This window comes from Alcanivorax sp. UBA3183 (assembly GCF_002364155.1).
Lineage (GTDB): Bacteria > Pseudomonadota > Gammaproteobacteria > Pseudomonadales > Alcanivoracaceae > Alcanivorax > Alcanivorax jadensis.
The window spans coordinates 139,533-162,369 of record NZ_DEXN01000009.1; the positions used below are offsets into that span (position 1 = coordinate 139,533).

Sequence of the window (22,837 nt, forward strand, 5' to 3'; positions counted from 1 at the left end):
CCCCGCCACTGGCGGGCCGGCGGGGATTATCGCACAAATCCTCCCGACTGCCTGCCCGGGCTGGCTGCAGTTGGCTTATCCTATGACACTTATAGGCTTCACGAACCCCCTGTTTTACGGTAGTTTTCACACGCCTTGAATGCGAAGGGCCGCGCCCCCATTTGTGTGGGAGCCATCAGTACCTGACCTTACCTATCAACTGGAGTTCTCAATGAGCGACGTGCAGCACCATCGCCTGATTATCCTCGGTTCCGGCCCTGCGGGTTACACCGCTGCCGTTTACGCCGCCCGTGCCAACCTCAAGCCGGTGGTCATTACCGGGATTCAGCCGGGTGGCCAGCTCACCACCACCACCGAGGTAGATAACTGGCCCGGGGACGTGGAAGGCCTGCAGGGTCCCGACCTGATGGTGCGCATGCAGCAGCATGCTGAGCGCTTCGAGACCGAAATGGTCTACGACCACATCAACGAGGTGGATGTGCGCAATCGCCCCTTTACGCTCAAGGGTGATAGCGGCACGTACACCTGTGATGCACTGATCATCGCCACCGGCGCCACCGCCATGTATCTGGGCCTGGAATCCGAGGAAGCCTTTATGGGCAGAGGCGTTTCCGCCTGCGCCACCTGTGACGGTTTCTTCTACAAGAACCAGCGCGTAGCCGTTATCGGCGGCGGCAACACCGCTGTCGAGGAAGCGCTGTATCTGTCGCATATCGCTGAACACGTCACCCTGGTACATCGCCGCGACAGCCTCCGTGCGGAGAAAATCCTCCAGGACAAGCTGCTCGCCAAGGACAACATCAGCGTTGAGTGGGACCACACTCTCGAAGAGGTGCTCGGCGATGACAGCGGCGTTACCGGCATGCGCATCACGTCCACCAAGGGCGAAGGCAGCAAGGATGTTGAGCTACAGGGCGTGTTTATTGCCATCGGTCACAAACCGAACACGGATATTTTCCAGGGTCAGCTGGACATGAATGACGGCTACATCAAGATCCACAGCGGCATCGAAGGCAATGCCACTGCGACCACTGTTGAAGGCGTATTTGCCGCCGGCGACGTGGCGGATCACGTTTACCGTCAGGCAGTGACTTCCGCCGGGGCCGGCTGCATGGCGGCGCTGGATGCGGAGAAGTATCTGGACAACCTGAACCACTAAGGCATGGTGCCGTGGCTGGAACCGGGAACACCGTTCCCGGAGACCCGCACCGCCCTGACCGACCCGGAGGGCCTGTTGGCCGCCGGGGCGGACTTGAGCCCGGAGACCCTACTCCGGGCTTATTCGTTGGGTATCTTTCCCTGGTATGACGCGGACTACCAGCCAATCCTGTGGTGGTCCCCTGCCCCGCGCTGCGTGATCCATCCGCAAAAAATTCATGTCAGCCGCAGTCTTACCCGCCACCTGCGCCGTAGCGATTTCACCGTCACCCTGGATCGGGCTTTCGAGTCTGTGATGCGCCTGTGCGCTGCCCCACGCGCTGATGGCACGGGCACCTGGATCAGTGAGGAGATGATTGCGGCCTATGTGCGCCTGAATACCCTTGGCTATGCTCACAGCCTGGAAATCTGGCAGGACGGGCAGATTGCCGGTGCTGTCTACGGCATCAAGCTGGGCGGAGTGTTCTTTGGCGAATCCATGGTTTCCCCGCGGCCAAACGGTTCCAAGATGGCCTTTGCCGCCCTGCGCGCCCTGGCGGCCACCCTTGGCATCCAGCTTATCGACGCCCAGGTCGAGAACCCGCACCTGCTCACTCTGGGCGCCGAACTGATCGACCGCCCCACCTTCGAGGGATTGCTGAAACAGCTGGTCCCTGACACCCCGACAGCCGAACGCTGGCCTGACACCGAATGGAACCGATCACTGGTGCTGACGCCTGACGCCTGACGCCTGACGCCAATGATGCAGTTCCAGAGTACCAATGCCAGCAGTCATCAGCGCCTTATTTGGATTTCTGCTTCCTGCGTCTCGTATCTGGCGTCTGGCGTTATTTCCTCTACACTGAAGACATGACCGATCTGTCCACGCTGCGATTTTTCCGCACCCCGGCCCACAGCTGCAGTTACCTGGAGGACCGCCAGGCCTCCACCCTGTTTGTGGACCCACAGGCGAAACTGTCACCAGAGCTCTACAGTGAACTGAGCTTGCTGGGGTTTCGACGCAGCGGTGATTATCTCTATCGCCCCCACTGCGAGGGCTGCAACGCCTGCATTCCAGCGCGAGTAAGGGTGGCGGATTTCAATCCCCGTCGCCGCCACCGGCGCATCGAGAAAGCCAATCAGGATCTCACCATCCACCGTGAGCCGGCTCGCTACACCCGCGAGTTCTACAATCTCTACGCGGCCTATATAGATCAACGCCATGGCGACGGGGATATGTATCCCCCTTCGGAGGAACAGTTCACCAACTTTCTAACCTGCGACTGGGCCGATACCCATTTCTACTGCTTTCGCCAGGGCCAAACCCTGCTGGCCGTGGCGGTCACCGACCAACTGGAAGATGGCCTTTCTGCGGTCTACACCTTCTTCGATCCGCAACTTCCTGAGCGCAGCCTGGGAGTGATGGCGCTGCTCTGGCAAATCCGCCACTGCCAGCACCTGGAACTCCCCTACCTGTATCTGGGCTACTGGATTAATCAATGCCAGAAGATGGAGTACAAGAGCCAGTACCGCCCCCTGGAAATCCTCCGCAGTGGCGCCTGGAAAGAGTTCGACCCGGACTGAATGGCCTCCCCGGGCCGCCTGCAACGGGCTGAATAACCCGCTTTTTAACCGCTTCCCAACTTCTTTTGCAGCCAGGCGTCTTTTCCGGCACAATTGCGCCCGCTAATAGCCGGTAACCCAAGGTATTCGTTGGATGGCGAAAGAAGAGCAGATTGAACTAGAAGGTGTCATCGTTGAAACCCTGCCGAACACGATGTTTCGTGTGAAGCTGGACAACGGTCATGTTATTACCGCCCATATCTCCGGGAAGATGCGTAAATTCTATATCCGCATTCTCACCGGCGACCGGGTCAAGGTGGAAATGTCCCCCTATGACCTGAGCAAGGGCCGTATTACGTTCCGCATGAAATAAGCCCTCAATTGGCAGTTGATAATTGACAATTGATAGCTAAAAAATACCCCTGCCTCCTCGTGAGCCAGGGGTATTTTTCTTTTCCTGTGTTTTACGGAAACCAGGAAAACATGTAGCGGTATACTCACCCTTGCTTGAAATCTATTCCTGACAAAAAACCCGGCAAAGCCGGGTTTTTTCGTTTTTCGCTTTCAACTATCAATTGCTTTTATGCTGGCTCCGGTTCCGCCGCCTTCACGGTGAGTGACAGCTGGCCATCTTTCTCGGTCACATCGACCTGACCACCGTTCTCTGACAGTTCGCCGAACAACAACTTCTCCGCTAGCGGCTTCTTGAGCTGCTCCTGGATCAGGCGTGCCATGGGGCGGGCACCCATATCCTTGTCGTAGCCCTTGTCTGCCAGCCAGGTGCGGGCGGCCTTGTCAACGTTGAGCACCACACCCTTCTCATCCAGCTGTGCCTGAAGCTCCACCAGGAACTTGTCCACCACCCCGAGGATAACCTCGCTGGTGAGCGGCAGAAACTGGATGGTGCCATCCAGGCGGTTCCTGAATTCCGGCGTGAAGACTTTCTTCAGTACCTCCATGCCATCCGTGCTGTTGTCCTGCTCGGTAAAGCCGATGGAGCGCTTGTTGAGAACCTCTGCCCCGGCGTTGGTGGTCATGATCAGAATCACATTGCGGAAGTCCGCCTTGCGACCGTTGTTATCGGTCAGGGTGGCGTTATCCATCACCTGCAACAGGATATTGAACACCTCTGGGTGAGCCTTCTCGATTTCGTCCAGCAGCAGTACACAATGCGGTGTCTTGGTCACTGCTTCGGTAAGCAGCCCACCCTGGTCATAGCCCACATACCCTGGCGGCGCGCCAATCAACCGGCTGACGGTGTGACGCTCCATGTACTCCGACATGTCGAACCGCACCAGCTCCACACCCAGGGCGCGGGCAAGCTGACGACTCACTTCGGTCTTGCCCACCCCGGTGGGGCCGGCAAACATGAAGCTGCCGATGGGCTTGTGCTCGCCTTTGAGGCCGGCACGGGACAGCTTGATGGCCGCCGAGATGGTGTCGATGGCCTCTTCCTGGCCGAACACGGTCATCTTCAGATCCCGCTCCAGGTTGCGCAGCAGTTCCTTGTCAGACGAAGACACCTGCTTGGGAGGAATGCGGGCAATCTTGGCCACCATGTCTTCCACGTCGGATTCGTCGATGGTGTGCTTGCGCTGGTCTTCCGGCCGCAGACGCTGCCAGGCACCCACCTCGTCGATCACATCGATGGCCTTGTCAGGCAGGTAGCGATCATTGATATAACGGGCACTCAGTTCCGCCGCTGCTTTCAGGGCCGCATCGCTGTAGCTCACATCATGGTGCTTCTCGAAACGGCTCTTCAGCCCCTTGAGAATCCCCACGGTATCCTCCACGGAGGGCTCCACCACATCGATCTTCTGGAATCGACGTGACAAGGCACGGTCCTTCTCGAACACGCCCCGGTATTCCTGGAAGGTGGTCGAGCCCATGCACTTCAGTTCACCGCTGGCCAGCATCGGCTTGAGCAGATTAGAGGCATCCATCACGCCACCGGAAGCCGCACCTGCGCCAATGATGGTGTGAATCTCATCGATGAAGAGAATCGAATTCGGGTCTTTCTTCAGCTCCGCCAGTACCGATTTCAGGCGCTTCTCGAAATCGCCCCGGTACTTGGTGCCGGCCAACAACGCGCCCAGATCCAGCGAGTACACGGTGGCGTCCAGTAGTGGTTCCGGCACCTTCTCTTCCACGATCATGCGGGCCAGCCCTTCGGCGATGGCCGTTTTGCCGACACCGGGCTCGCCGACCAGCAGCGGGTTGTTCTTGCGGCGACGACAAAGAATCTGCGCGGCCCGCTCAATTTCGAAGGCGCGACCCACCAGCGGATCAATGCGATCGGCGCGGGCCAACTCATTCAGGTTGCTGGCGTAGTTTTCCAGGGCACTGGCAGGCGCGCTCTCACCGCCGTTCTCCATGTCCTGCTCCGCCTCCATGGACGGCTCCGCGTCCTGCACCTGGGAGATGCCGTGGGCAATAAAGTTCACCACATCCAGGCGGTGGATATCCTGACAATTGAGGAAATAGACCGCCTGGCTTTCCTGCTCATTGAAGATGGCCACCACCACATTGGCGCCGGTCACCTCTTTCTTGCCGGAAGATTGCACGCTGAACACTGCACGCTGGAGTACCCGCTGGAAGCCCAGGGTTGGCTGGGTGTCGCGGTCCGGGTCGCTTTCTGGCAGTAGCGGCGTGGAATCCTCGATAAACTGGCTTAACGAATCGCGCAATTCCTCCAGATCTGCACTACAGGCACGCAGAACCTCGACGGCCGCCTCGTTATCCAGCAGCGCCAGCAACAAATGCTCAACGGTCATGAATTCATGCCGGTGGCTACGTGCATGGCGAAACGCTTCGTTGAGCGTCATTTCCAGTTCTTTGCTGAGCATAAGGCTACCTCACTGCAGTACCCGGACATTCAGCTGGAGAGGCCTGAATCAAGCCTTCTCCACCTGACACATCAGCGGATGCTGATTTTCACGGGCATATTCCACCACCTGAGTGGCTTTCGTTTCGGCGATATCCTGGGGGTACACCCCGCATACCGCCTTTCCTTCGGTATGAACCGTGAGCATCACACGGGTTGCCTGCTCGCGGCCCAGATTGAAGAAGTCTTCCAGTATCTCTACCACAAAATCCATGGGGGTGTAGTCATCATTGAGCATCAACACCTTGTACATGGAGGGGCGCTTCAACTTCGGCCTGGCCTCTTCCACTGCCAGATCGCCATGGCGGTCCGGGTCGGAAGGGGAATCTGCAGGCCCGTTACGGAGATCATTTTTTCCGTAAGCCATCACCGAGTGCCCTTGTTGTTGCCAGTTCATAATGCCTCAAAACCGTTGTAACCCTGCTGGCGTCAGCAGGCAATGAAGAAATGATGGGCGGTAACGGATTTTTCAATCCCTAGCAGGCTGCTAAATAACCCCTTGCGTGCTCAATCTTTCAGGCTGGCTCGTAATCTAGGCGCAATTTTGACGGTGTGTGTCCACCCATCTAGAAATTGCAACAACGAGTACGGTCCAGCCTGGAAGACCCGAAGGGCGCGGCCTGAAGCGCACATCTGCTGCGCCTTGTCTCTAGGAAAGGGAACCACCCTGCCCGTCGAGACAAGACACAACAGCTGCACGCTTCAGGCCGCGCTGAGCATGCAAGGGTTATTTAGCAGCCTGCCAGCCCGTGAATATTTCACGGGCTTGACACCCTGCGACGCATGTTTAAAAGTTGCACGATAACTCCGGTTACCAGTTTACCGTAGCAGTCGGCCCGGGGATAACAACAAACAATGACAGCCATTGGATAGGCAAGAGGGAAGGACCATGGCAACGGGACGAGTAAAGTGGTTTAACAATGCCAAGGGGTACGGGTTTGTCAGGCCCGATGAAGGTGGGGAGGATCTGTTCGTCCACTACTCCTATATCCAGATGGAGGGCTACAAGAGCCTGAAGGCGGGCCAACCCGTGGAATACGAGGTTCAGCCGGCCAACAAGGGCTTTCACGCCGTCAATCTGCGCGCTGATGGGGAATACGTCGAAGCGGATAACGAAGAAGGCGCCGCTGAAAAACAGCCGACACCTTCCTGACAGTGCCATGAGCGGGTATCTGGCTGATCAGATACCCATATGCTCAATCACTGCCTCACCGAATTCAGAGCACTTCAGCAAGGTGGCATCCGGCATCAGCCTCTCGAAGTCGTAGGTCACGGTCTTGGCGGCAATCGCCCCTGCCACCCCATTAATGATGAGGTCGGCAGCATCATTCCAGCCCATGTGACGCAGCATCATTTCCGCTGACAGGATCAGGGAGCCGGGATTCACCTTGTCCTGGCCGGCGTACTTCGGTGCAGTACCGTGGGTCGCCTCGAACAGGGATACGGAGCCGCCGATGTTGGCGCCCGGCGCGATACCGATACCGCCCACTTCCGCTGCCAGCGCATCGGAAATGTAATCACCATTCAGGTTCAGGGTGGCAATCACACTGTAATCGGCTGGACGCATTAGGATCTGTTGCAAGAAAGCATCCGCGATCACGTCCTTGATGATGATGTCCTTGCCGGTACGCGGGTTCTTCAGGGTCATCCAGGGGCCGCCATCCAGCAATTCTGCGCCGAAACGCTCGCCGGCAAGCTGATAGCCCCAGTCTTTAAAGGCCCCCTCGGTGTACTTCATGATGTTACCTTTGTGCACCAAGGTGACAGAATCCTTGTCATTATCGATGGCGTACTGGATCGCCTTGCGAACCAGTCGCTGGGTCCCTTCACGGGACACCGGCTTGATGCCGATACCGCAACCTTCCGGGAAACGAATCTGGGTAACGCCCATTTCCTCACGCAGAAAACGGATCAGTTTGGTCGCTTCCGGGCTGTCCGCAGCCCACTCGATACCCGCATAGATATCTTCGGAGTTCTCGCGGAAGATGATCATATCGGTGAGTTCAGGGTGTACCACCGGGCTCGGCACCCCTTCAAAGTAGCGTACCGGGCGCATGCAGGTGTAAAGATCGAGTTCCTGACGCAGAGCTACGTTCAGAGAGCGAATACCGCCACCGACCGGGGTGGTGAGCGGTCCCTTGATGCCCACGGTGAATTCCCGAAGGGCTTCCAGGGTCTCTTCGGGCAGCCATACATCGGGCCCGTAAACCACGGTGGCTTTTTCCCCGGCGTAGACTTCCATCCAGGTAATGCCACGCTTGGTTCCATAGGCTTTTTCGATTGCAGCATTAACCACGTGCATCATCACTGGTGAGATATCAACACCAATGCCGTCCCCTTCGATATAAGGAATAATCGGGTGGTTGGGGACATTCAGGGACAGGTCCGCATTGACCGTGATTTTGTCACCGTCTGCGGGGACCGTGATCTTTTGGTATCCCATCTACACTACTCCCTCTGAATAAAAGCGAATTAGGCGCCTGTCGGCGAGTATAGCACCGACATTAAGCTTGCGGACATCCGGGGCAGACCCGGGTTCGCCGTGATGCTACCCCTCTTTGCGGGCGCTCTGATCTTTCAAATCCCTTCCCACAGAAGCGGAATCAACCTCAATAGAGATCAGAAATGCCAGCATGCCCGGAGTGGGCAAACAGGGACAGGCTCATCAATGCGATCACCGCATAACGGGTACCGCCTGGCAGAAAAAAACCGGCTTTCGCCGGCTTTTTCTTTCGCGTCTGACGCTTACAGTTTGTCCATAATATTATTGAAGGTGGCACTTGGCCGCATGGCAGCGGAGACCTTGCTGAAGTCAGGGTTGTAGTAACCACCGATATCAATGGGGGAACCTTGCACCGCTATCATTTCCTTGACGATGTCATCTTCATTTTCGGTAAGTGCAGAGGCAATCTCAGTGAATTTGTCTTTCAACTCGGCATCATCGTCCTGTGCAGCCAAAGCCTGAGCCCAGTACATGGCCACATAGAAATGGCTTACCCGGTTGTCAGGCTCACCCACCTTCCGTGACGGTGACTTGTTCTGCTCAAGATACTGCTCATTGGCCTTATCCAGGGCAGCGGCAATGACACTGGCCTTCTTGTTGCCATACTTTTCGCCTAGCTCTTCAATGGACACCGACAGCGCCAGAAATTCGCCCAGCGAGTCCCAGCGCAGGTGGTTTTCTTCCGTGAATTGCTGCACATGCTTCGGCGCGGAGCCGCCAGCACCGGTTTCATAGAGACCACCGCCGGCCATCAAAGGCACAATGGAAAGCATCTTGGCGCTAGTGCCGAGCTCCAGGATCGGGAACAAATCCGTCAGATAATCACGCAACACATTACCCGTGACGGAAATGGTATCTTTGCCGCGAATCATGCGTTCCATGGTATAGCGGATCGCCTGGACCGGAGACATGATGCGAATATCAAGCCCTTCGGTATCATGATCCTTGAGGTATGCCCTGACCTTCTGGATAAGCTGTGCATCGTGCGCCCGCTCTTTATCCAGCCAGAAAATGGCAGGGGTGCCGCTTTGCCGGGCACGGTTAACCGCCAGCTTCACCCAATCACGGATAGGCAGATCTTTCGCCTGGCACATACGCCAGATATCACCCTTCTCCACGTCGTGGGTCAGTAGCACCTGGCCATCTTCACGGACGATACGCATAGTACCGTCTGCTTTTACTTCGAACGTTTTGTCGTGAGAGCCATATTCCTCGGCTTTCTGCGCCATCAAACCCACGTTAGGCACAGAACCACAGGTCACCGGGTCAAAGGCGCCATGGGTTTTGCAGAAATTGATGACTTCCTGATAGATGGTGGCATAGGTGCTTTCGGGGATGACGGCCTTGGTGTCTTTCAGCTTGCCGTCAGCGCCATACATTTTTCCACCCTGGCGAATCATTGCCGGCATGGAGGCATCGACAATAACGTCGGATGGCACATGCAGGTTCGAAATGCCACGGTCTGAATCAACCATAGCCAGTTCAGGCCGGTGCAGGTAACAGGCACGAATGGTGGATTCGATTTCCAGGCGCTGGGAAATCGGTAACTCCTCGATCTTCTGGTAGATGTGGCTCAAGCCGTTGTTCGGGTTGGCGCCGATCTGTTCCAGGGTGTCGCCATGTTGATCAAACAGCTCTTTGTAGAAACGACGAACCGCATAGCCGAACACAATAGGGTGAGACACCTTCATCATGGTGGCCTTGACGTGCAGGGAGAAAAGGATGCCGGTGTTCTTGGCATCGTCCAGCTGCTCGTCAAAGAAGTCACACAGCGCCTTTTTGCTCATGTACATGGCATCAATCACTTCGCCATCCAGAAGCGGCAGTTCCGGCTTCATGACAGTGACGTTGCCGTTTGAGTCCTCGAGCTCAATGCGGACCTTGCATGCCTTCTCTATCGTGGTGGAGGTTTCATGGGAAAAGAAGTCACCGCCACGCATATGGGCAACATGGGTACGGGATGCCTGGCTCCAGTAACCCATACTATGGGGATTCTTGCGTGCGTAATTTTTAACCGCAATCGGCGCGCGACGGTCAGAGTTGCCTTCGCGTAGCACCGGGTTGACCGCAGATCCCAGGATTTTGGTGTAGCGAGCCTGGATCTCCTCTTCTTCCTCGTTGTGAGGCTCATCTGGATATTCCGGCACACTGAAACCGTGTTCATTCAGCTCCTCGATAGCTTCCCTGAGCTGATGAATGGAGGCACTGATATTGGGGAGTTTGATGATGTTGGCTTCAGGATCTTGCGTCAAAGCCCCGAGTTCAGAGAGGGCATCTTCAACTTTCTGCTCATCAGACAGATATTCAGGGAACGTGGCGAGAATACGTGAAGCCAGTGAGATATCACTGCTTTCAACGTCTATGCCAGCGATCGACGTAAATTTTTCAATGATGGGTAAAAAGGAATAGGTCGCCAGCGCTGGCGCCTCATCAGTTATGGTATAGATAATTTTAGGGGTGGTCATAAAATTACAGGTCCCAATTGTATTGGCAGTGCTTCCCGCCCGACATGAGCCGGCTTTTGGCCGTCAGATCAGCGAGACCGAACAGGAGTGCTCCCTCCAGATAAACCGTATTCTGCATCAGCTGGCGAGTATAGCACCGACCGCCTACCCTTGTTAGCGTAGCCACCCGGTACCGCGACTCAAATCATCAATGACAGCCATCAGGAATGTCAGCCCATATGGCGCAACTGATTTTGCTCAACAAACCCTTTCAGGTCCTTTCCCAGTTCAGCGACGATCAGGGCCGACAAACGTTACGCGAGTTCGTGCCAGTACCCGGTGTGTACCCGGCCGGGCGGCTGGACTGGGATTCTGAAGGGCTGCTGTTGCTCACCGATGACGGTCCCCTTCAGGCACGCATCAGCCAGCCGCGCTTTCATCTGCCCAAGACCTATCTGGTGCAGGTGGAAGGTACGCCCGGGGAGCAGGAACTGCAAAAACTGCGCCAGGGAATCACTCTCAAGGACGGCCCCTGTCGGCCAGCCCAGGTAGACGCCATCCAGCCCCCTGATCTGTGGCCGCGCCACCCACCTGTGCGGACCCGTAAAACGGTAACGGATAGCTGGCTGAAGCTCACCATAGACGAAGGCCGAAATCGCCAGGTTCGCCGTATGACTGCCGCTATCGGCTACCCCACCCTGCGCCTGGTTCGCTGGCAGATCGGCGACTGGGACTTGACTGGTCTGGCCCCGGGAAAATGGCGTTCTATGGCAATTCATGCGCCGAAAGCCCCTGCAACCAGGCGGCAGCGGCCTCGGCATCCCTCTCGCGGGCCTCGACCCAAAACCAGTGGCCGCCGATAAACTCTTTCTTCCAGAATGGCGCCCGGGTTTTCAGCAAATCCATGATAAAAGCACAGGCCTCAAAGGCGGCCTGCCTGTGAGCGGCACTCACCGCTACCTGAACGATGTCATCTCCAGGCGACATAGTGCCAACCCGGTGCACCACCCAGGCACCATTAAGGTGCCACTGCTTACCGGCCTGCTCGACAATGGTGCTCAGCACCGACTCTGTCATCCCCGGGTAATGCTCCAGATGGAGCGCCTCCACCCTGCCCTGCTCATCGCGCACCTGCCCGGCAAACTGTACCTGGGCACCGCTAAGGCCGGCATCACGAAGCCAGACGGCCGGCTCGGCACTACCCAATGGCCCGTTACGAATCTCGATGCGCGTTTTCATCCGCCGGTCACCGGCGGAAACAGGGCAACCACATCACCGTCGGAAATCACCGCATCCTCGGTGGCCAGCACCTCATTCACTGCCACCATGCGTCGAGGCGTGGCTGTCAGGGCCTGAGCAACTTGCGGGTCCTGCTCTGTCAGCCAGTCCGCCAGCTTCGCCACGGTATTTACCGCTTCCGGTGGCGACACCGTCATACTGTCACTGCCCACCCGCTCGCGCAGGGCGGCAAAAAAACGCACTTCAATCATTGTTACGCCTCATGCTCCACGCTACACGCATAGCGCCATCACTCGGTCCGGACATAGTGACCACTGCGCCCGCCTTCTTTCTCCAGCAAACAGATCTCTTCAATCACCATGCCACGATCCACCGCTTTGCACATGTCGTAGAGCGTCAGCGCGGCCACCGAGGCCGCGGTAAGCGCCTCCATTTCCACACCGGTGACCCCCTTGAGCTTGCAGGTAGTGAGAATTTCCAGGCTATCCTCACCCGCTTCCTCAATGGCAACCGTCACCTTGCTGAGCAACAGGGGGTGACACATGGGGATCAGATCCCAGGTTTTCTTGGCCGCCTGGATCCCGGCGATACGAGCGGTGGCAATCACATCCCCCTTGGGGTGGCGCTGATCGCGGATCATTGCCAGGGTTTGTGGCTTCATGCGGATGCGTGCCCGGGCCGTAGCCTCTCGCTGCGTTTCCGCCTTGTCCGTCACGTCCACCATCTGGGCGCGTCCCTGGTCATCCAGGTGGGTAAACCGGTCACCGGGCATTGATCACTCCTGTTGTCTGTGGCGCTGCTGCGCTACCATTCCCGCCTTTCATTATCATTGTGCCCCATTTGGACGGGGCCAGTACCGGTAGGGTTGCTATGAACAGCTTTGAGCCGCACATTACTGTGGCCTGTGTGGTGGAACAAGACGGGCGCTTCCTCTTTGTTCGGGAAATGAGCAAGGGCCAGGAAGTGCTGAACCAGCCCGCCGGGCATGTGGAATTCGGGGAAAACCTGATGCAGGCGGCCTACCGGGAAACCCTGGAAGAAACTGCCTGGCAGGTCGAAATCACCGACCTGCTGGGCTGGTATATCTTTCAGCCCTTCCGCGGTGCCGGGGTCTACTACCGCACCTGTTTCGTGGCCAGGCCGGTCAGCCATGATCCGGGCCAGAAGCTGGATACCGGTATTCTCGGCGCCGAATGGCTGACACCGGACGAACTGCGCAACCGTCGCCCTCAACACCGTAGCGCCCTGGTGGAAAAATGCCTGGACGACTATCTGTCAGGTCGGCGCCTGCCACTGGACACCATCTATCAGCACCCCTGGCCGCTGCAGCGCGGCTGACATGAAGGCAGCACCATGAGCCAAGTTTCTGCAAAAGCCCCACAAGACACCCATGTGATCGTCGGCATGTCCGGCGGTGTTGATTCCTCGGTGGCCGCTGCGCGGCTGCTGGATGCGGGTTATCACGTCGAAGGCCTGTTCATGAAGAACTGGGATGAAGACGATGGCACCGACTACTGCACCGCCCGGGAAGACCTGATGGATGCCATGCAGGTAGCGGGCGTACTGGGCATCGAGCTACATACCGCCAATTTTGCTGCGGAGTACTGGGACCGGGTATTCGAACATTTTCTGGCTGAATACAAGGCTGGTCGCACCCCCAACCCGGACATCCTCTGCAACAAGGAAATCAAATTCCAGGCGTTTCTGGACCACGCTATCACCCTGGGCGCGGACTATATTGCTACCGGCCACTATTCCCAGGTGAGCCACGACGGTAAGGGGCGCCTGCTGCGGGCCGTGGATACCAATAAGGACCAGACCTACTTCCTCCACGCCGTGGATCACCACAAGTTCGAGCGCACCCTGTTCCCGCTGGGGGATCTGGAAAAACCGGAAGTGCGTCGCATCGCCGAAGAAAAGGGCTTTGCCAACCACAAGAAGAAGGATTCCACCGGGATCTGCTTTATCGGCGAGCGCCGCTTCAAGGATTTTCTTGAGCAGTACCTGCCCGCCCAGCCTGGCAAGATCGAAGACGACCATGGCAATGTGATCGGCGACCACGATGGTCTCATGTATTACACCCTGGGCCAGCGCCAGGGCCTGGGCATTGGTGGTCGCGCCAACGCCGGCGATGCGCCCTGGTACGTGGCCGGCAAGGACCTTGAGCGAAATGTGCTGGTCGCCGTCCAGGGCACCGATCACCCGCTGCTCTACAGCCGCGAACTGACCAGCGCCCCCATGCAGTGGGTCGCCCTGGCACCGCCGACCCTGCCCGCCCGGCTCACCGCCAAGACCCGCTACCGGCAACCCGACCAGGCCTGCACCGTCAGCGACGCCGTGGATGGCCGTGTTCAGGTGGTATTTGACGAACCCCAGCGGGCCGTGACACCCGGCCAGTCCGTGGTGTTCTATGATGGGCCCGTATGCCTGGGCGGCGCAGTGATAGAGGAGACCGCATGAGCGAACGCTTCAGCCCGCAACAGCAGCAGCTACTGGCTCTGGCAGCCGTCTTCCAGGCCGCCCAGCTGGCCGACGACATTGCTCTTCGCGGCGATTGTGATCCACGGGCTTTCGAGGCCCTGATGCAGGGCGTCATGGCTCTGGATGCAGAAAGTTTTGACACCATTTACTCACAACCGGCCCTGCTCCGTGATGGCGTCAGCCTGCTCAACCGCAGCCTTAACCGGGACTCCGCCGGCGGCAACCTGCGCCCGCTCAATTACGGCCTGGCGTTGCTGCACCTGGCAGCCAAATTGCGCAAGAACGATGACACCGTGAACATCCTGCGCCACCGCCTCAAGGCCCTGGATGGCCAGCAGGCCCATTTCAGCAGTGTTCGAGACGACGCCTTTTGCCACCGGCTTGGCGGTATTTATGTGGACACCCTGGGCACCTTCCGTTTCCGTATCCAGGTTAAGGGCGAACCAGCCCACCTGCAGGACGAAAACAAGGCCGCCCGGGTCCGGGCCCTGTTCCTGGCCGGCGTCCGCGCCGCCTTCCTCTGGCACCAGCTCGGCGGCCGCCGCTGGCAACTTCTGTTCCAGAGAAAGCGACTTTTGACTGCTATAGAATCTATAAATATCAATAACTTGTAATGCTTACCTAAAGTCACCTGTAGGAGCGGCGCTTGAGCCGCGAACCCCGCGGTAGTGCGATAATCGACCGAAGGCCGATCAGGCGAATCAGAACCCTGCACATCTCCTGAAACGCTTGCCGCAGCCATCACGCTCTGTCGCCTCGCTTCGCTCGGTTCGCCCCTCAAGCGGGGCTCCTACGGGTGGCATTCGCTATCCCGGCAAACAACAACGCAGCCTTTGCGGTTTTACGGTATCATTGCGCCGCTTTTACCCTCACGGAAACGATTCGGGAGCCATTTCCATGTCCAGCCTTACCTCTCTGACTGCCATTTCACCGGTCGATGGCCGCTATGCCGGCAAGGTGGATGCCCTGCGCAACACCACCAGTGAATACGGCCTTATCCGCTTCCGCGTGCATGTGGAAGTGAGCTGGCTGGAACAGCTCGCCCACGACAAGAACATCCCCGAAGTACCGCTGATGAGCGGTCAGGCGGCCTGGCACCTGCGCGGTGTTACCCGCGATTTCGACGTCGAGCACGCCGAACGCATCAAGGCCATCGAAGCCACCACCAATCACGACGTGAAAGCGGTGGAATACTTCATCAAGGAACAGATGGCCGAGCACGAAGAGCTGGCCGGCATGAGCGAGTTCGTTCACTTCGCCTGCACCAGCGAGGACATCAACAACCTGTCCTACTCCCTGATGCTGAAAGAAGCCCGGGAAATCCTGCTGCCGAAGATGGATCAGGTAATCAGCGCCATCCGCCGCCAGGCTCACGCCCAGGCGGACCAGCCGATGCTGTCGCGCACCCATGGCCAATCCGCCTCCCCCACCACCGTGGGCAAGGAAATGGCCAATGTGGTGGCCCGCCTGCAACGCCAGCGCGACCAGTTCGCCGCCGTGGCACTGCTGGGCAAGATCAACGGTGCCGTGGGTAACTACAACGCTCACCTGTCTGCCTACCCGGACGTTGACTGGGAAGCCTTTGCCCGCCGCTTCGTGGAAGGCCTGGGATTGACCTTCAACCCCTATACCACCCAGATCGAACCCCACGACTGCGTGGCCGAGTACTTCCACGCCTTGATGCGCTTCAACACCATCCTGCTCGACTTCGACCGGGACGTGTGGGGCTACATCTCCCTGGGCTACTTCAAGCAGAAAACCGTGGAAGGCGAAGTGGGTTCCTCCACCATGCCGCACAAGGTCAACCCGATCGACTTCGAAAACTCCGAAGGCAACCTGGGCCTGGCCAACGCCATCATGGATCACCTGGCCGCCAAACTGCCGATGTCCCGCTGGCAGCGCGACCTGACCGACTCCACCGTGCTGCGTAACGTGGGCGTGGGCCTGGCGCACAGCCTGATTGCTTTCGAAGCCAGCCTGAAAGGCATCAGCAAGCTGGAAGTGAATCCGGCACGTCTTAACGACGACCTGGACGCGGCCTGGGAAGTGCTGGCAGAGCCGATCCAGACGGTCATGCGTCGCTACGGTATCGAGAAGCCCTACGAAAAGCTCAAGGCGCTGACCCGTGGCAAGGATGGCATCAACCAGGACACCCTGACTGCCTTCATCAATGATCTGGCGATCCCGGATGAAGCCAAGGAAATCCTGCTGGCCATGACCCCGGCCAGCTACATCGGCAACGCGGCCCAGCAAGCGCGTAATATCTGATGAGCGACGCTCCGGGCCTGCCCACCTTCACGCTGCCGCTCACCCCGGCAGCGTTTTTGCGTGATTACTGGCAGAAAAAGCCACTGTTCATGCCCGGCGCTGCCAGCGGCCTGGATGAACCTGACGCGGACACCCTGGCCGGGCTGGCGCTTGAAGAGAATGTGGAAGCCCGCATTATTCGCGGCACTGCTGGCAGCAACTGGGAGCTCAAACAGGGGCCATTCGAGGAAACCGTGTTTGCCGAGGTGGGCGAGCGGGACTGGACCTTGCTGGTGCAGTCCGTGGACCATTATCTGACCGATGTTTCCCTGCTGCTGGACAGCTTTGCCTTCCTGCCCAACTGGCGGCTGGAAGACATCATGATGAGCTATGCCGCCAAGGGTGGCAGCGTCGGCCCCCATTTCGACCGCTATGATGTTTTCCTGATCCAGGCCGCCGGCAGCCGCCGCTGGCAGATCGGTGATGTCTGCGACGAAAAAACGCCGAAATTGCCACACCCTGACCTGAAGCTGGTGGCCGACATGCCGGTGCGCGAAGAGTTCGTGGCAAACCCTGGCGATGTGCTCTACCTGCCCCCTGGCGTGGCCCACCATGGTGTCGCCGAAGACAGCGACTGCATCACCTGGTCGGTGGGTTTCCGGGCCCCGGATTACCAGATGCTGATGGCGGAAATCGCCGGCGAATGCCTGGCCGATGCGGACAGCGAGCTGTTTACGGACGCGGACCGGCAGGTGCCCAAGGATCCGGCGGTACTGGCCGATGCAGACCGGCAGCAACTGGTTCGCGGCGCCCTGGACCTGCTCAACCCGGCGGCGATAGAGCGGGCAGTTTATCGCTGGCTGTCCACTCCCCGGCTGGATGGACTTGAATTTGCCGTCGATGATGCCCATATTCGCCAGCGCGATCCTTCGATCGCCCTGGTCCGCCATGGTAGTGTGCGCCTGATTTTGCAGGGCAACATTGCCTGGCTAAACGGTGAGCCCTACTCACTGACAGAACAACAACGACCACTGGTACAGCTGCTGGCCCGCCAGCGCTGCTATACCCGTGAAGCGCTGGATGCCGTACTGCAGCCAGCCGGGAGTGAATTGCTACATGACTGGATTGAACAGGGCTACTTCGCCCAACTATAACGAGACCCCTATGGCTATCAGCATTATTGAGACCCGCTGGGACGAAAACGACACCGCCCTGCGAGCCCTTCGCCAGAAGGTCTTCATCAACGAACAACACGTCCCCGAAGAGCTGGAGTGGGATGGCGAAGATGACAAGGCCATCCATTTTCTGGCCCTGGACCGGGAGCAGAATCCGGTCGGCTGTATTCGCCTTCTTCCCAGCGGCCAGATCAGCCGACTGTGCGTCCTCTCAGAGCAGCGCAACAATGGTGTCGGCAGCTCCCTGCTGGTAGCCGCGGAAGAAGCCGCCCGGGCCAAGGGCATGGAAGAAATCTTCCTGCACGCCCAGACCCACGCCACCAGCTTTTACGAAGCGGCCGGCTTTGCGGTGTCCGGTGGCATCTTCATGGATGCCAACATCCCCCACCGGCAGATGTTCAAACCCCTCGCCTGATGGTTTTTGTCATCGGTGACGACGACACCCTGCTCCACCCTGAATTCGGCGAGGCCGGCGCTGCGCTCGCTTCGCTGATTTCCGCCTGCCGTCGCAGCCTCTGGCTGCGGGTCCCGGAGCTGGACGCCCTGACCGCCGACAGCGCTGTTTGCGATGCCCTCAAGCGCCTGGCCCTGAGCAGCGCAAAAACCGATATCCGCATTCAGTACGACAGCCAGGACAAGGCCGTGCGTAACGGACATCGCCTGGTCCATCTGGCCCGCCGGCTTCCCTCTCGCATACAGATGCGCCAGAGCCAGGATGATGACCGGGACAACCAGCTCTGCTTTGCTATCGGCGATGGGACCGGACTGTTCGAAGCAGCGGGCTGGCCACGGCCCGGCCGACTCGACCTTTGCGGTCATCGTCTTCCCCGCGCGCCACGTCTGGCCAGACAGTTTCAGGAACACTGGGAACGCGCAGCCTCCTCAATAGAGTTACGAGAGCTGCGTTTATAGAATCTTGTAGGGTGGATTAGCCGAAGGCGTAATCCACCAGATTCCTGGTGCCAGACTTTCCACATTGTGACGGTGGATTACGCCTTCGGCTAATCCACCCTACCCGCCACATCACAGACTGGCTGTCAGTCGCCAGTTTACCTGACCGCTGGCCTGGTATTTCTCCTCGAAATCCGTCAACGGTTCGCTTTGCAGCGGCAGTTCCGACAGCGCCGCATCAATGCCACTGATCGCCAGCGCGTCCCGCACCTCCTGCAGGTACAGCAACCAGTTACTGCGCATTTCCAGCACGCCACCCAGCGACAACATCGTGGGCCACACCGGATGACCGTGCCAGCGCCGCTTCAGATGTGCGCTTTTCGGCCAGGGATTCGGATAAAGAATCTGATGGCGCAGGAGTTGCCGGCCTTCCCCGGCCATCAGCCGCCACAAACCCGCGCAATCGGCCCGCAAGAGCAAAAGATTGTCCGGCAGTGCCTGAAAACGCCTGCCGGCACGCTCCAGGCGGGCAGCGGACTGATCCACCCCCACCACCAGAGCCTCCGGGTTCTGGCTGGCAAGCAGCAAGGAAGAGCGCCCGGTGCCACAGCCGGAATCCAGCATCAGCGGTCGCTCAGTGCCTTGCGCTTGCCGCCACTGCTGCAATTGCGCAAACGCCTGAGCATCATGGTCCGCAATAGGCGCCTGCCAGGGACTTTGCAGATGGCGACGGACCACCCGCTCCAGGTCATTGTGGATTCCGGTCTGATTCGAGGTAACGCTACGGCTGTTGGCGAACATGGCAACTCTGGGGCGACTTCAGGCGGCCGCCATTATGCCTGTGATCCTGTAGAGATGCGTAATGCAGCGGCCATGATAGAGTGAGAAAAAGCCTGCCGGAGTCGATCATGATGCAACGACGAATACACCGAAGCCGACATCTCGTTCTGCTGCTCAGCCTGCTGCTGGGGATGATCGGCCAGGCCATGGCAGACTCCATGCGCATCCACGTATTGCCCCGCCCGGATGCCCCGGCACTGGTGTCGGTGATCGAACCCCTACTACCCCCCGGCGGCAGCGTCCGGGCCTATCAGGGCAAATTGATCATCCGCACCACCGACAGCAATATGGCTGAACTGGAAGGTGCGCTGGGCAGCCTGGAAGCCGCACCCAGCGCTCTGGTTGTTCATCTTCGTCGTCAAGGTACCAGCAGCGGCCAGCGTAGCGGAGTGGATACCCGTATCCAGGGCCGCATTCCCGGCGGGGTCTCCGGTGACATCCGCATTGAACAAAGCCGGCAGCACAGCAGCCAGCAGGACCATTACCAGATTCGCACCCTCAGCGGTTACCCGGCCCATATCAGCCAGGGCACCCTGCTCGCCCTCGGCGGCGGTTATTACGGCACCGTGCTTGCTGAGCTACAACAGGGTATCCAGGTAATCCCGCAACTGACCCCGGACGGCAGCGTGGTGCTACAGGTCAGCCAACGTTATGACCAAACTGGCGGCCCGGGACTGGCACAGACCCAGTCCAGCGGCACCACCCTGAGAGTACAGCCCGGGGTCTGGCAGCCCATGGGCAGCATCCGCGTAGACCGCAAACAGGACCAGCGTGGTTTTGGCGGGGTGCAGAGCAGCAGCCAGCAGGTCAATCTGCCGCTGGAGGTGATGGTGGAAAAAGAATAGCGTCGCACTCGAAGCCGCTGTAGGAGCGGCGCTTGAGCCGCGAACCGCGCGGAGCGCGGAATCGCCTGCAGGGCAATCAAGCATGGCAGTGTCAGGCAAACGCAGTAACACGCTCCCGGTCACGTTTCCCGCACCGTTATCGGGGACCATGCAGGCGCCGCACACAGTGCAGAAACCTGTCGAGCTCTGGGAGCCCTGATCGCCCTACGGGCGACTTCCTTGCTGCGCAAGGTTCGCGGCTCAAGCGCCGCTCCTACAGTAGCTTCGTAGAAAGCATTTCCAGCGAAACGTAGCTTGTAGCGAAAAAAAGCCCCGCGATGCGGGGCTTTTTGTCTTACTGGGCTTTCAGCTCACGGCGACGACGGTGCAGGACCGGCTCGGTGTAGCCGCTGGGCTGGGAGCAGCCCTCGAACACCAGCTCCATCGCTGCCTGGAAGGCCACGGAGTTGTCAAAATCCTTGGCCATGGGCACGTAGGTGGGGTCGTTGGCGTTCTGACGATCTACCACTTCTGCCATGCGCTTCAGGGTTTCGGTCACCTGCTCTTTATTGGTGATGCCGTGGTGCAACCAGTTGGTTACGTGCTGGCTGGAAATCCGCAGGGTGGCGCGGTCTTCCATCAGACCCACATCATTGATGTCCGGCACCTTGGAGCAACCCACGCCACTGTCGATCCAGCGAACCATATAACCCAGAATGCCCTGCGCGTTGTTGTCCAGCTCCTGCTGGATTTCTTCGGCGGACAGCTCACGGGTCAGCAACGGCACGGTAAGGATATCGTCCAGGGAGGCACGCTTGCGGTTGGCCAGCTCTTTCTGGACTTCTGCCACGTTAATCTCGTGATAGTGGGTAACGTGCAGGGTCGCAGCCGTCGGGGACGGCACCCAGGCACAGTTGGCACCGGCTTTCGGGTGACCGGCTTTGGTGGCCATCATTTCGGCCATTTCGTCCGGCTTGGGCCACATGCCCTTACCGATCTGGGCGTGACCCGGCAGACCACATTTCAGACCGATGTCCACATTCCAGTCTTCGTAGGCATTGATCCACGGCAGGGCTTTCATGTCGCCCTTACGGGCCATGGGGCCTGCTTCCATGGAAGTGTGCATTTCGTCACCGGTGCGGTCCAGGAAACCGGTGTTGATGAAGATCACACGCTCTTTCGCCTGACGGATACACTCTTTCAGGTTCACGGTAGTGCGGCGCTCTTCATCCATGATGCCGATCTTCAGGCTGTTCTTTTCCAGGCCCAGGGCCTTCTCGACACGCTCGAACAGCTCAACAGCGAAGGCCACTTCTTCCGGACCGTGCATCTTCGGCTTCACGATGTACATGGAGCCGGTGCGGCTGTTGCTCAGCTTATTGAGTTTCTTCAGGTCATGAATGCCGGCCAGCACGGTGATCATGCCGTCCATGATGCCTTCCGGGGTTTCCTCGCCATTGAGCAGGATAGCCGGGTTGGTCATCAGGTGGCCCACGTTCCGCACCAGCAACAGGGAGCGGCCGTGCAGGGTCAGGGTGCCGCCGTCCAGCGCGGTGTACTCGCGATCCGGATTCATGGCGCGGGTCATGGTCTTGCCGCCCTTCTGGAAGCTTTCCTGCAGGTCGCCCTTCATCAGGCCGGCCCAGTTGCGATACACCTCGACCTTGTCTTCCGCATCCACGGCGGCTACGGAGTCTTCGCAGTCCTGGATGGTGGTGATGGCAGATTCCAGCAGCACATCTTTCATGTTGGCAGCGTCGTCGGTGCCAATCGGGTGGCTGGCATCGATCTGGATTTCTGCATGCAGGTTGTTGTGCTTGAGCAGGATACCGGACGGCGCAGAGGCCTCGCCCACATAACCCTGCAGCTGGCCTTCGTCTTTCAGGCCGGATTTTTCAGCGCCCAGGGACACTTCCAGTTTGCCATCAACAATGGCGTAACCGGTGCTGTCTTTATGGGAGCCGGAGGCCAGCGGGAAGTAGCTGTCCAGGAAGTTACGGGCCCAGGCAATCACCTTGGCGCCACGCTTGGGGTTATAAGCCCCGCCTTTCTCGGCGCCGCCTTCGTCAGAAATCACGTCGGTGCCGTAGAGGGCGTCATACAGGCTGCCCCAACGCGCATTGGCGGCGTTCAGGGCGAAACGTGCATTTTTCACCGGTACCACCAGCTGCGGCCCAGCGATGGTGCCGATCTCGTCATCCACATTCTCGGTGGTAACGTTGAAGTCCTCGCCTTCCGGCAGCAGGTAACCGATCTCGGTCAGGAACTGCTTGTACTCAGCCATGTCGATGGCCTGGCCTTTACGGGCCTTGTACCACTCGTCCAGCTGCGCCTGGATGGTTTCACGCTTTTCCAGCAGCGCCTTGTTCTTGGGCGCCAGGTCCTTGAGGATGCTTTCCAGCTCGGCCCAGAAGTGTTCCGGGTCCACGCCGGTACCCGGCGCAATCTCGTTGACTACCAGATCATGGAGTTCGGCAGCGATTTCAAGGCTACCCTTCTGAATACGATCGGTCATGGTGCTCCTACCCTTCTGGTCGAGAGAGTCTTGGTTAATCGGGACATTCGGCGAAAACCCAAGGGTCGACCCCGCTTGAAGGGGGTCGGAGGAA

At 58.8% G+C, this 22,837-nt stretch carries 23 protein-coding genes; 14 read left to right on the forward strand and 9 right to left on the reverse strand.

Annotated elements, in window-relative coordinates; all coding sequences use genetic code 11:
• Positions 1–211: 211 nt before the first annotated feature.
• The 4 genes from trxB to infA all read left to right on the forward strand — a co-directional run bounded on the left by trxB (position 212) and on the right by infA (position 3,073).
• The gene (gene trxB / locus B3Q33_RS03775; protein WP_272961763.1) at positions 212–1,159 is read left to right on the forward strand and encodes a thioredoxin-disulfide reductase; all 948 of its coding nucleotides are present in this window, start codon (positions 212–214) and stop codon (positions 1,157–1,159) included.
• Positions 1,160–1,162: 3 nt separating this feature from the next.
• Positions 1,163–1,885, forward strand: coding sequence for a leucyl/phenylalanyl-tRNA--protein transferase (gene aat, locus B3Q33_RS03780; RefSeq protein WP_272961762.1), 723 nt, complete (start codon positions 1,163–1,165; stop codon positions 1,883–1,885).
• 122 nt (positions 1,886–2,007) lie between these two features.
• On the forward strand, positions 2,008–2,721 hold the full coding sequence (locus B3Q33_RS03785) for an arginyltransferase (protein WP_272961898.1): 714 nt from the start codon (positions 2,008–2,010) through the stop codon (positions 2,719–2,721).
• Between the two features lie 133 nt (positions 2,722–2,854).
• Positions 2,855–3,073, forward strand: a complete 219-nt coding sequence (gene infA, locus B3Q33_RS03790) for a translation initiation factor IF-1 (protein WP_008929746.1) — start codon at positions 2,855–2,857, stop codon at positions 3,071–3,073.
• A gap of 208 nt (positions 3,074–3,281) precedes the next feature.
• Here infA and clpA read toward each other — a convergent pair whose 3' ends face one another.
• Together clpA and clpS are read right to left on the reverse strand one after the other, a co-directional pair.
• Positions 3,282–5,546 (reverse strand): ATP-dependent Clp protease ATP-binding subunit ClpA, encoded by a 2,265-nt coding sequence (gene clpA, locus B3Q33_RS03795; protein ID WP_272961761.1) that lies wholly within the window; start codon positions 5,544–5,546, stop codon positions 3,282–3,284.
• A gap of 48 nt (positions 5,547–5,594) precedes the next feature.
• Complete coding sequence (gene clpS / locus B3Q33_RS03800) at positions 5,595–5,951, reverse strand: ATP-dependent Clp protease adapter ClpS (protein WP_272975203.1); 357 nt, start codon at positions 5,949–5,951, stop codon at positions 5,595–5,597.
• Between the two features lie 522 nt (positions 5,952–6,473).
• Between clpS and B3Q33_RS03805 the strand changes: the two genes are divergently transcribed.
• Positions 6,474–6,737 (forward strand): cold-shock protein, encoded by a 264-nt coding sequence (locus B3Q33_RS03805; RefSeq protein ID WP_035244500.1) that lies wholly within the window; start codon positions 6,474–6,476, stop codon positions 6,735–6,737.
• A gap of 27 nt (positions 6,738–6,764) precedes the next feature.
• On the opposite strand, the gene icd is transcribed toward B3Q33_RS03805, so the two are convergent.
• Positions 6,765–8,027, reverse strand: a complete 1,263-nt coding sequence (icd, locus tag B3Q33_RS03810; RefSeq protein WP_272961759.1) for an NADP-dependent isocitrate dehydrogenase — start codon at positions 8,025–8,027, stop codon at positions 6,765–6,767.
• Between the two features lie 302 nt (positions 8,028–8,329).
• Entirely contained in the window at positions 8,330–10,552 is a 2,223-nt protein-coding gene (locus B3Q33_RS03815; protein WP_272961758.1) for an NADP-dependent isocitrate dehydrogenase, read from the reverse strand.
• Between the two features lie 218 nt (positions 10,553–10,770).
• Here B3Q33_RS03815 and B3Q33_RS03820 point away from each other — a divergent pair, with 218 nt between their 5' ends.
• Complete coding sequence (locus B3Q33_RS03820) at positions 10,771–11,394, forward strand: pseudouridine synthase (protein ID WP_272961757.1); 624 nt, start codon at positions 10,771–10,773, stop codon at positions 11,392–11,394.
• Here B3Q33_RS03820 and B3Q33_RS03825 read toward each other — a convergent pair.
• From B3Q33_RS03825 to moaC, 3 genes are read right to left on the reverse strand one after another with little or no spacing between them, the layout of a single operon-like run.
• Positions 11,297–11,770: a molybdenum cofactor biosynthesis protein MoaE gene (locus tag B3Q33_RS03825; RefSeq protein WP_272961756.1), complete on the reverse strand. Its 474-nt coding sequence runs from the start codon at positions 11,768–11,770 to the stop codon at positions 11,297–11,299. The two genes, B3Q33_RS03820 and B3Q33_RS03825, sit on opposite strands and share 98 nt — an antisense overlap.
• Positions 11,767–12,021, reverse strand: a complete 255-nt coding sequence (gene moaD, locus B3Q33_RS03830) for a molybdopterin converting factor subunit 1 (protein WP_272961755.1) — start codon at positions 12,019–12,021, stop codon at positions 11,767–11,769. The genes B3Q33_RS03825 and moaD overlap by 4 nt, the downstream gene beginning before the upstream one ends.
• A gap of 38 nt (positions 12,022–12,059) precedes the next feature.
• A complete protein-coding gene (moaC, locus tag B3Q33_RS03835; protein ID WP_272961754.1) occupies positions 12,060–12,542 on the reverse strand; it encodes a cyclic pyranopterin monophosphate synthase MoaC in 483 nt (160 codons plus the stop codon).
• Positions 12,543–12,640: 98 nt separating this feature from the next.
• On the opposite strand from moaC, the gene B3Q33_RS03840 reads away from it, so the two are divergent.
• From B3Q33_RS03840 to B3Q33_RS03870, 7 genes are all read left to right on the forward strand, one after another.
• Positions 12,641–13,108, forward strand: coding sequence for an NUDIX hydrolase (locus tag B3Q33_RS03840; protein ID WP_272961753.1), 468 nt, complete (start codon positions 12,641–12,643; stop codon positions 13,106–13,108).
• A 15-nt stretch (positions 13,109–13,123) separates the two neighbouring features.
• On the forward strand, positions 13,124–14,230 hold the full coding sequence (gene mnmA / locus B3Q33_RS03845) for a tRNA 2-thiouridine(34) synthase MnmA (RefSeq protein ID WP_272961752.1): 1,107 nt from the start codon (positions 13,124–13,126) through the stop codon (positions 14,228–14,230).
• Positions 14,227–14,865, forward strand: a complete 639-nt coding sequence (hflD, locus tag B3Q33_RS03850; protein ID WP_272961751.1) for a high frequency lysogenization protein HflD — start codon at positions 14,227–14,229, stop codon at positions 14,863–14,865. Before mnmA ends, hflD begins: the two co-directional genes overlap by 4 nt.
• Positions 14,866–15,148: 283 nt before the next feature.
• A complete protein-coding gene (purB, locus tag B3Q33_RS03855) occupies positions 15,149–16,519 on the forward strand; it encodes an adenylosuccinate lyase (RefSeq protein WP_272975202.1) in 1,371 nt (456 codons plus the stop codon).
• Positions 16,519–17,652: a JmjC domain-containing protein gene (locus tag B3Q33_RS03860; RefSeq protein WP_272963198.1), complete on the forward strand. Its 1,134-nt coding sequence runs from the start codon at positions 16,519–16,521 to the stop codon at positions 17,650–17,652. Before purB ends, B3Q33_RS03860 begins: the two co-directional genes overlap by 1 nt.
• Positions 17,653–17,662: 10 nt before the next feature.
• A complete protein-coding gene (locus tag B3Q33_RS03865) occupies positions 17,663–18,088 on the forward strand; it encodes a GNAT family N-acetyltransferase (protein ID WP_035244519.1) in 426 nt (141 codons plus the stop codon).
• On the forward strand, positions 18,088–18,585 hold the full coding sequence (locus B3Q33_RS03870; protein ID WP_272963199.1) for a hypothetical protein: 498 nt from the start codon (positions 18,088–18,090) through the stop codon (positions 18,583–18,585). The genes B3Q33_RS03865 and B3Q33_RS03870 overlap by 1 nt, the downstream gene beginning before the upstream one ends.
• Positions 18,586–18,696: 111 nt before the next feature.
• Here B3Q33_RS03870 and trmB read toward each other — a convergent pair whose 3' ends face one another.
• A complete protein-coding gene (trmB, locus tag B3Q33_RS03875; RefSeq protein WP_272963200.1) occupies positions 18,697–19,365 on the reverse strand; it encodes a tRNA (guanine(46)-N(7))-methyltransferase TrmB in 669 nt (222 codons plus the stop codon).
• A gap of 107 nt (positions 19,366–19,472) precedes the next feature.
• Between trmB and B3Q33_RS03880 the strand changes: the two genes are divergently transcribed.
• The gene (locus B3Q33_RS03880) at positions 19,473–20,249 is read left to right on the forward strand and encodes a hypothetical protein (protein ID WP_272963201.1); all 777 of its coding nucleotides are present in this window, start codon (positions 19,473–19,475) and stop codon (positions 20,247–20,249) included.
• 334 nt (positions 20,250–20,583) lie between these two features.
• Here the strand turns inward: B3Q33_RS03880 and B3Q33_RS03885 are convergent, their stop codons facing one another.
• Positions 20,584–22,743, reverse strand: coding sequence for a malate synthase G (locus tag B3Q33_RS03885; RefSeq protein WP_272963202.1), 2,160 nt, complete (start codon positions 22,741–22,743; stop codon positions 20,584–20,586).
• Positions 22,744–22,837 lie beyond the last annotated feature (94 nt).

Excerpts from the sequence above, each read along its gene's own strand:
- trxB (WP_272961763.1), top strand. The coding sequence starts at position 212 with ATGAGCGACGTGCAGCACCATCGCCTGATTATCCTCGGTTCCGGCCCT.
- aat (WP_272961762.1), top strand. The coding sequence starts at position 1,163 with ATGGTGCCGTGGCTGGAACCGGGAACACCGTTCCCGGAGACCCGCACC.
- B3Q33_RS03785 (WP_272961898.1), top strand. The coding sequence starts at position 2,008 with ATGACCGATCTGTCCACGCTGCGATTTTTCCGCACCCCGGCCCACAGC.
- infA (WP_008929746.1), top strand. The coding sequence starts at position 2,855 with ATGGCGAAAGAAGAGCAGATTGAACTAGAAGGTGTCATCGTTGAAACC.
- clpA (WP_272961761.1), bottom strand. The coding sequence starts at position 5,546 with ATGCTCAGCAAAGAACTGGAAATGACGCTCAACGAAGCGTTTCGCCAT.
- clpS (WP_272975203.1), bottom strand. The coding sequence starts at position 5,951 with ATGGCTTACGGAAAAAATGATCTCCGTAACGGGCCTGCAGATTCCCCT.
- B3Q33_RS03805 (WP_035244500.1), top strand. The coding sequence starts at position 6,474 with ATGGCAACGGGACGAGTAAAGTGGTTTAACAATGCCAAGGGGTACGGG.
- icd (WP_272961759.1), bottom strand. The coding sequence starts at position 8,027 with ATGGGATACCAAAAGATCACGGTCCCCGCAGACGGTGACAAAATCACG.
- B3Q33_RS03815 (WP_272961758.1), bottom strand. The coding sequence starts at position 10,552 with ATGACCACCCCTAAAATTATCTATACCATAACTGATGAGGCGCCAGCG.
- B3Q33_RS03820 (WP_272961757.1), top strand. The coding sequence starts at position 10,771 with ATGGCGCAACTGATTTTGCTCAACAAACCCTTTCAGGTCCTTTCCCAG.
- B3Q33_RS03825 (WP_272961756.1), bottom strand. The coding sequence starts at position 11,770 with ATGAAAACGCGCATCGAGATTCGTAACGGGCCATTGGGTAGTGCCGAG.
- moaD (WP_272961755.1), bottom strand. The coding sequence starts at position 12,021 with ATGATTGAAGTGCGTTTTTTTGCCGCCCTGCGCGAGCGGGTGGGCAGT.
- moaC (WP_272961754.1), bottom strand. The coding sequence starts at position 12,542 with ATGCCCGGTGACCGGTTTACCCACCTGGATGACCAGGGACGCGCCCAG.
- B3Q33_RS03840 (WP_272961753.1), top strand. The coding sequence starts at position 12,641 with ATGAACAGCTTTGAGCCGCACATTACTGTGGCCTGTGTGGTGGAACAA.
- mnmA (WP_272961752.1), top strand. The coding sequence starts at position 13,124 with ATGAGCCAAGTTTCTGCAAAAGCCCCACAAGACACCCATGTGATCGTC.
- hflD (WP_272961751.1), top strand. The coding sequence starts at position 14,227 with ATGAGCGAACGCTTCAGCCCGCAACAGCAGCAGCTACTGGCTCTGGCA.
- purB (WP_272975202.1), top strand. The coding sequence starts at position 15,149 with ATGTCCAGCCTTACCTCTCTGACTGCCATTTCACCGGTCGATGGCCGC.
- B3Q33_RS03860 (WP_272963198.1), top strand. The coding sequence starts at position 16,519 with ATGAGCGACGCTCCGGGCCTGCCCACCTTCACGCTGCCGCTCACCCCG.
- B3Q33_RS03865 (WP_035244519.1), top strand. The coding sequence starts at position 17,663 with ATGGCTATCAGCATTATTGAGACCCGCTGGGACGAAAACGACACCGCC.
- B3Q33_RS03870 (WP_272963199.1), top strand. The coding sequence starts at position 18,088 with ATGGTTTTTGTCATCGGTGACGACGACACCCTGCTCCACCCTGAATTC.
- trmB (WP_272963200.1), bottom strand. The coding sequence starts at position 19,365 with ATGTTCGCCAACAGCCGTAGCGTTACCTCGAATCAGACCGGAATCCAC.
- B3Q33_RS03880 (WP_272963201.1), top strand. The coding sequence starts at position 19,473 with ATGATGCAACGACGAATACACCGAAGCCGACATCTCGTTCTGCTGCTC.
- B3Q33_RS03885 (WP_272963202.1), bottom strand. The coding sequence starts at position 22,743 with ATGACCGATCGTATTCAGAAGGGTAGCCTTGAAATCGCTGCCGAACTC.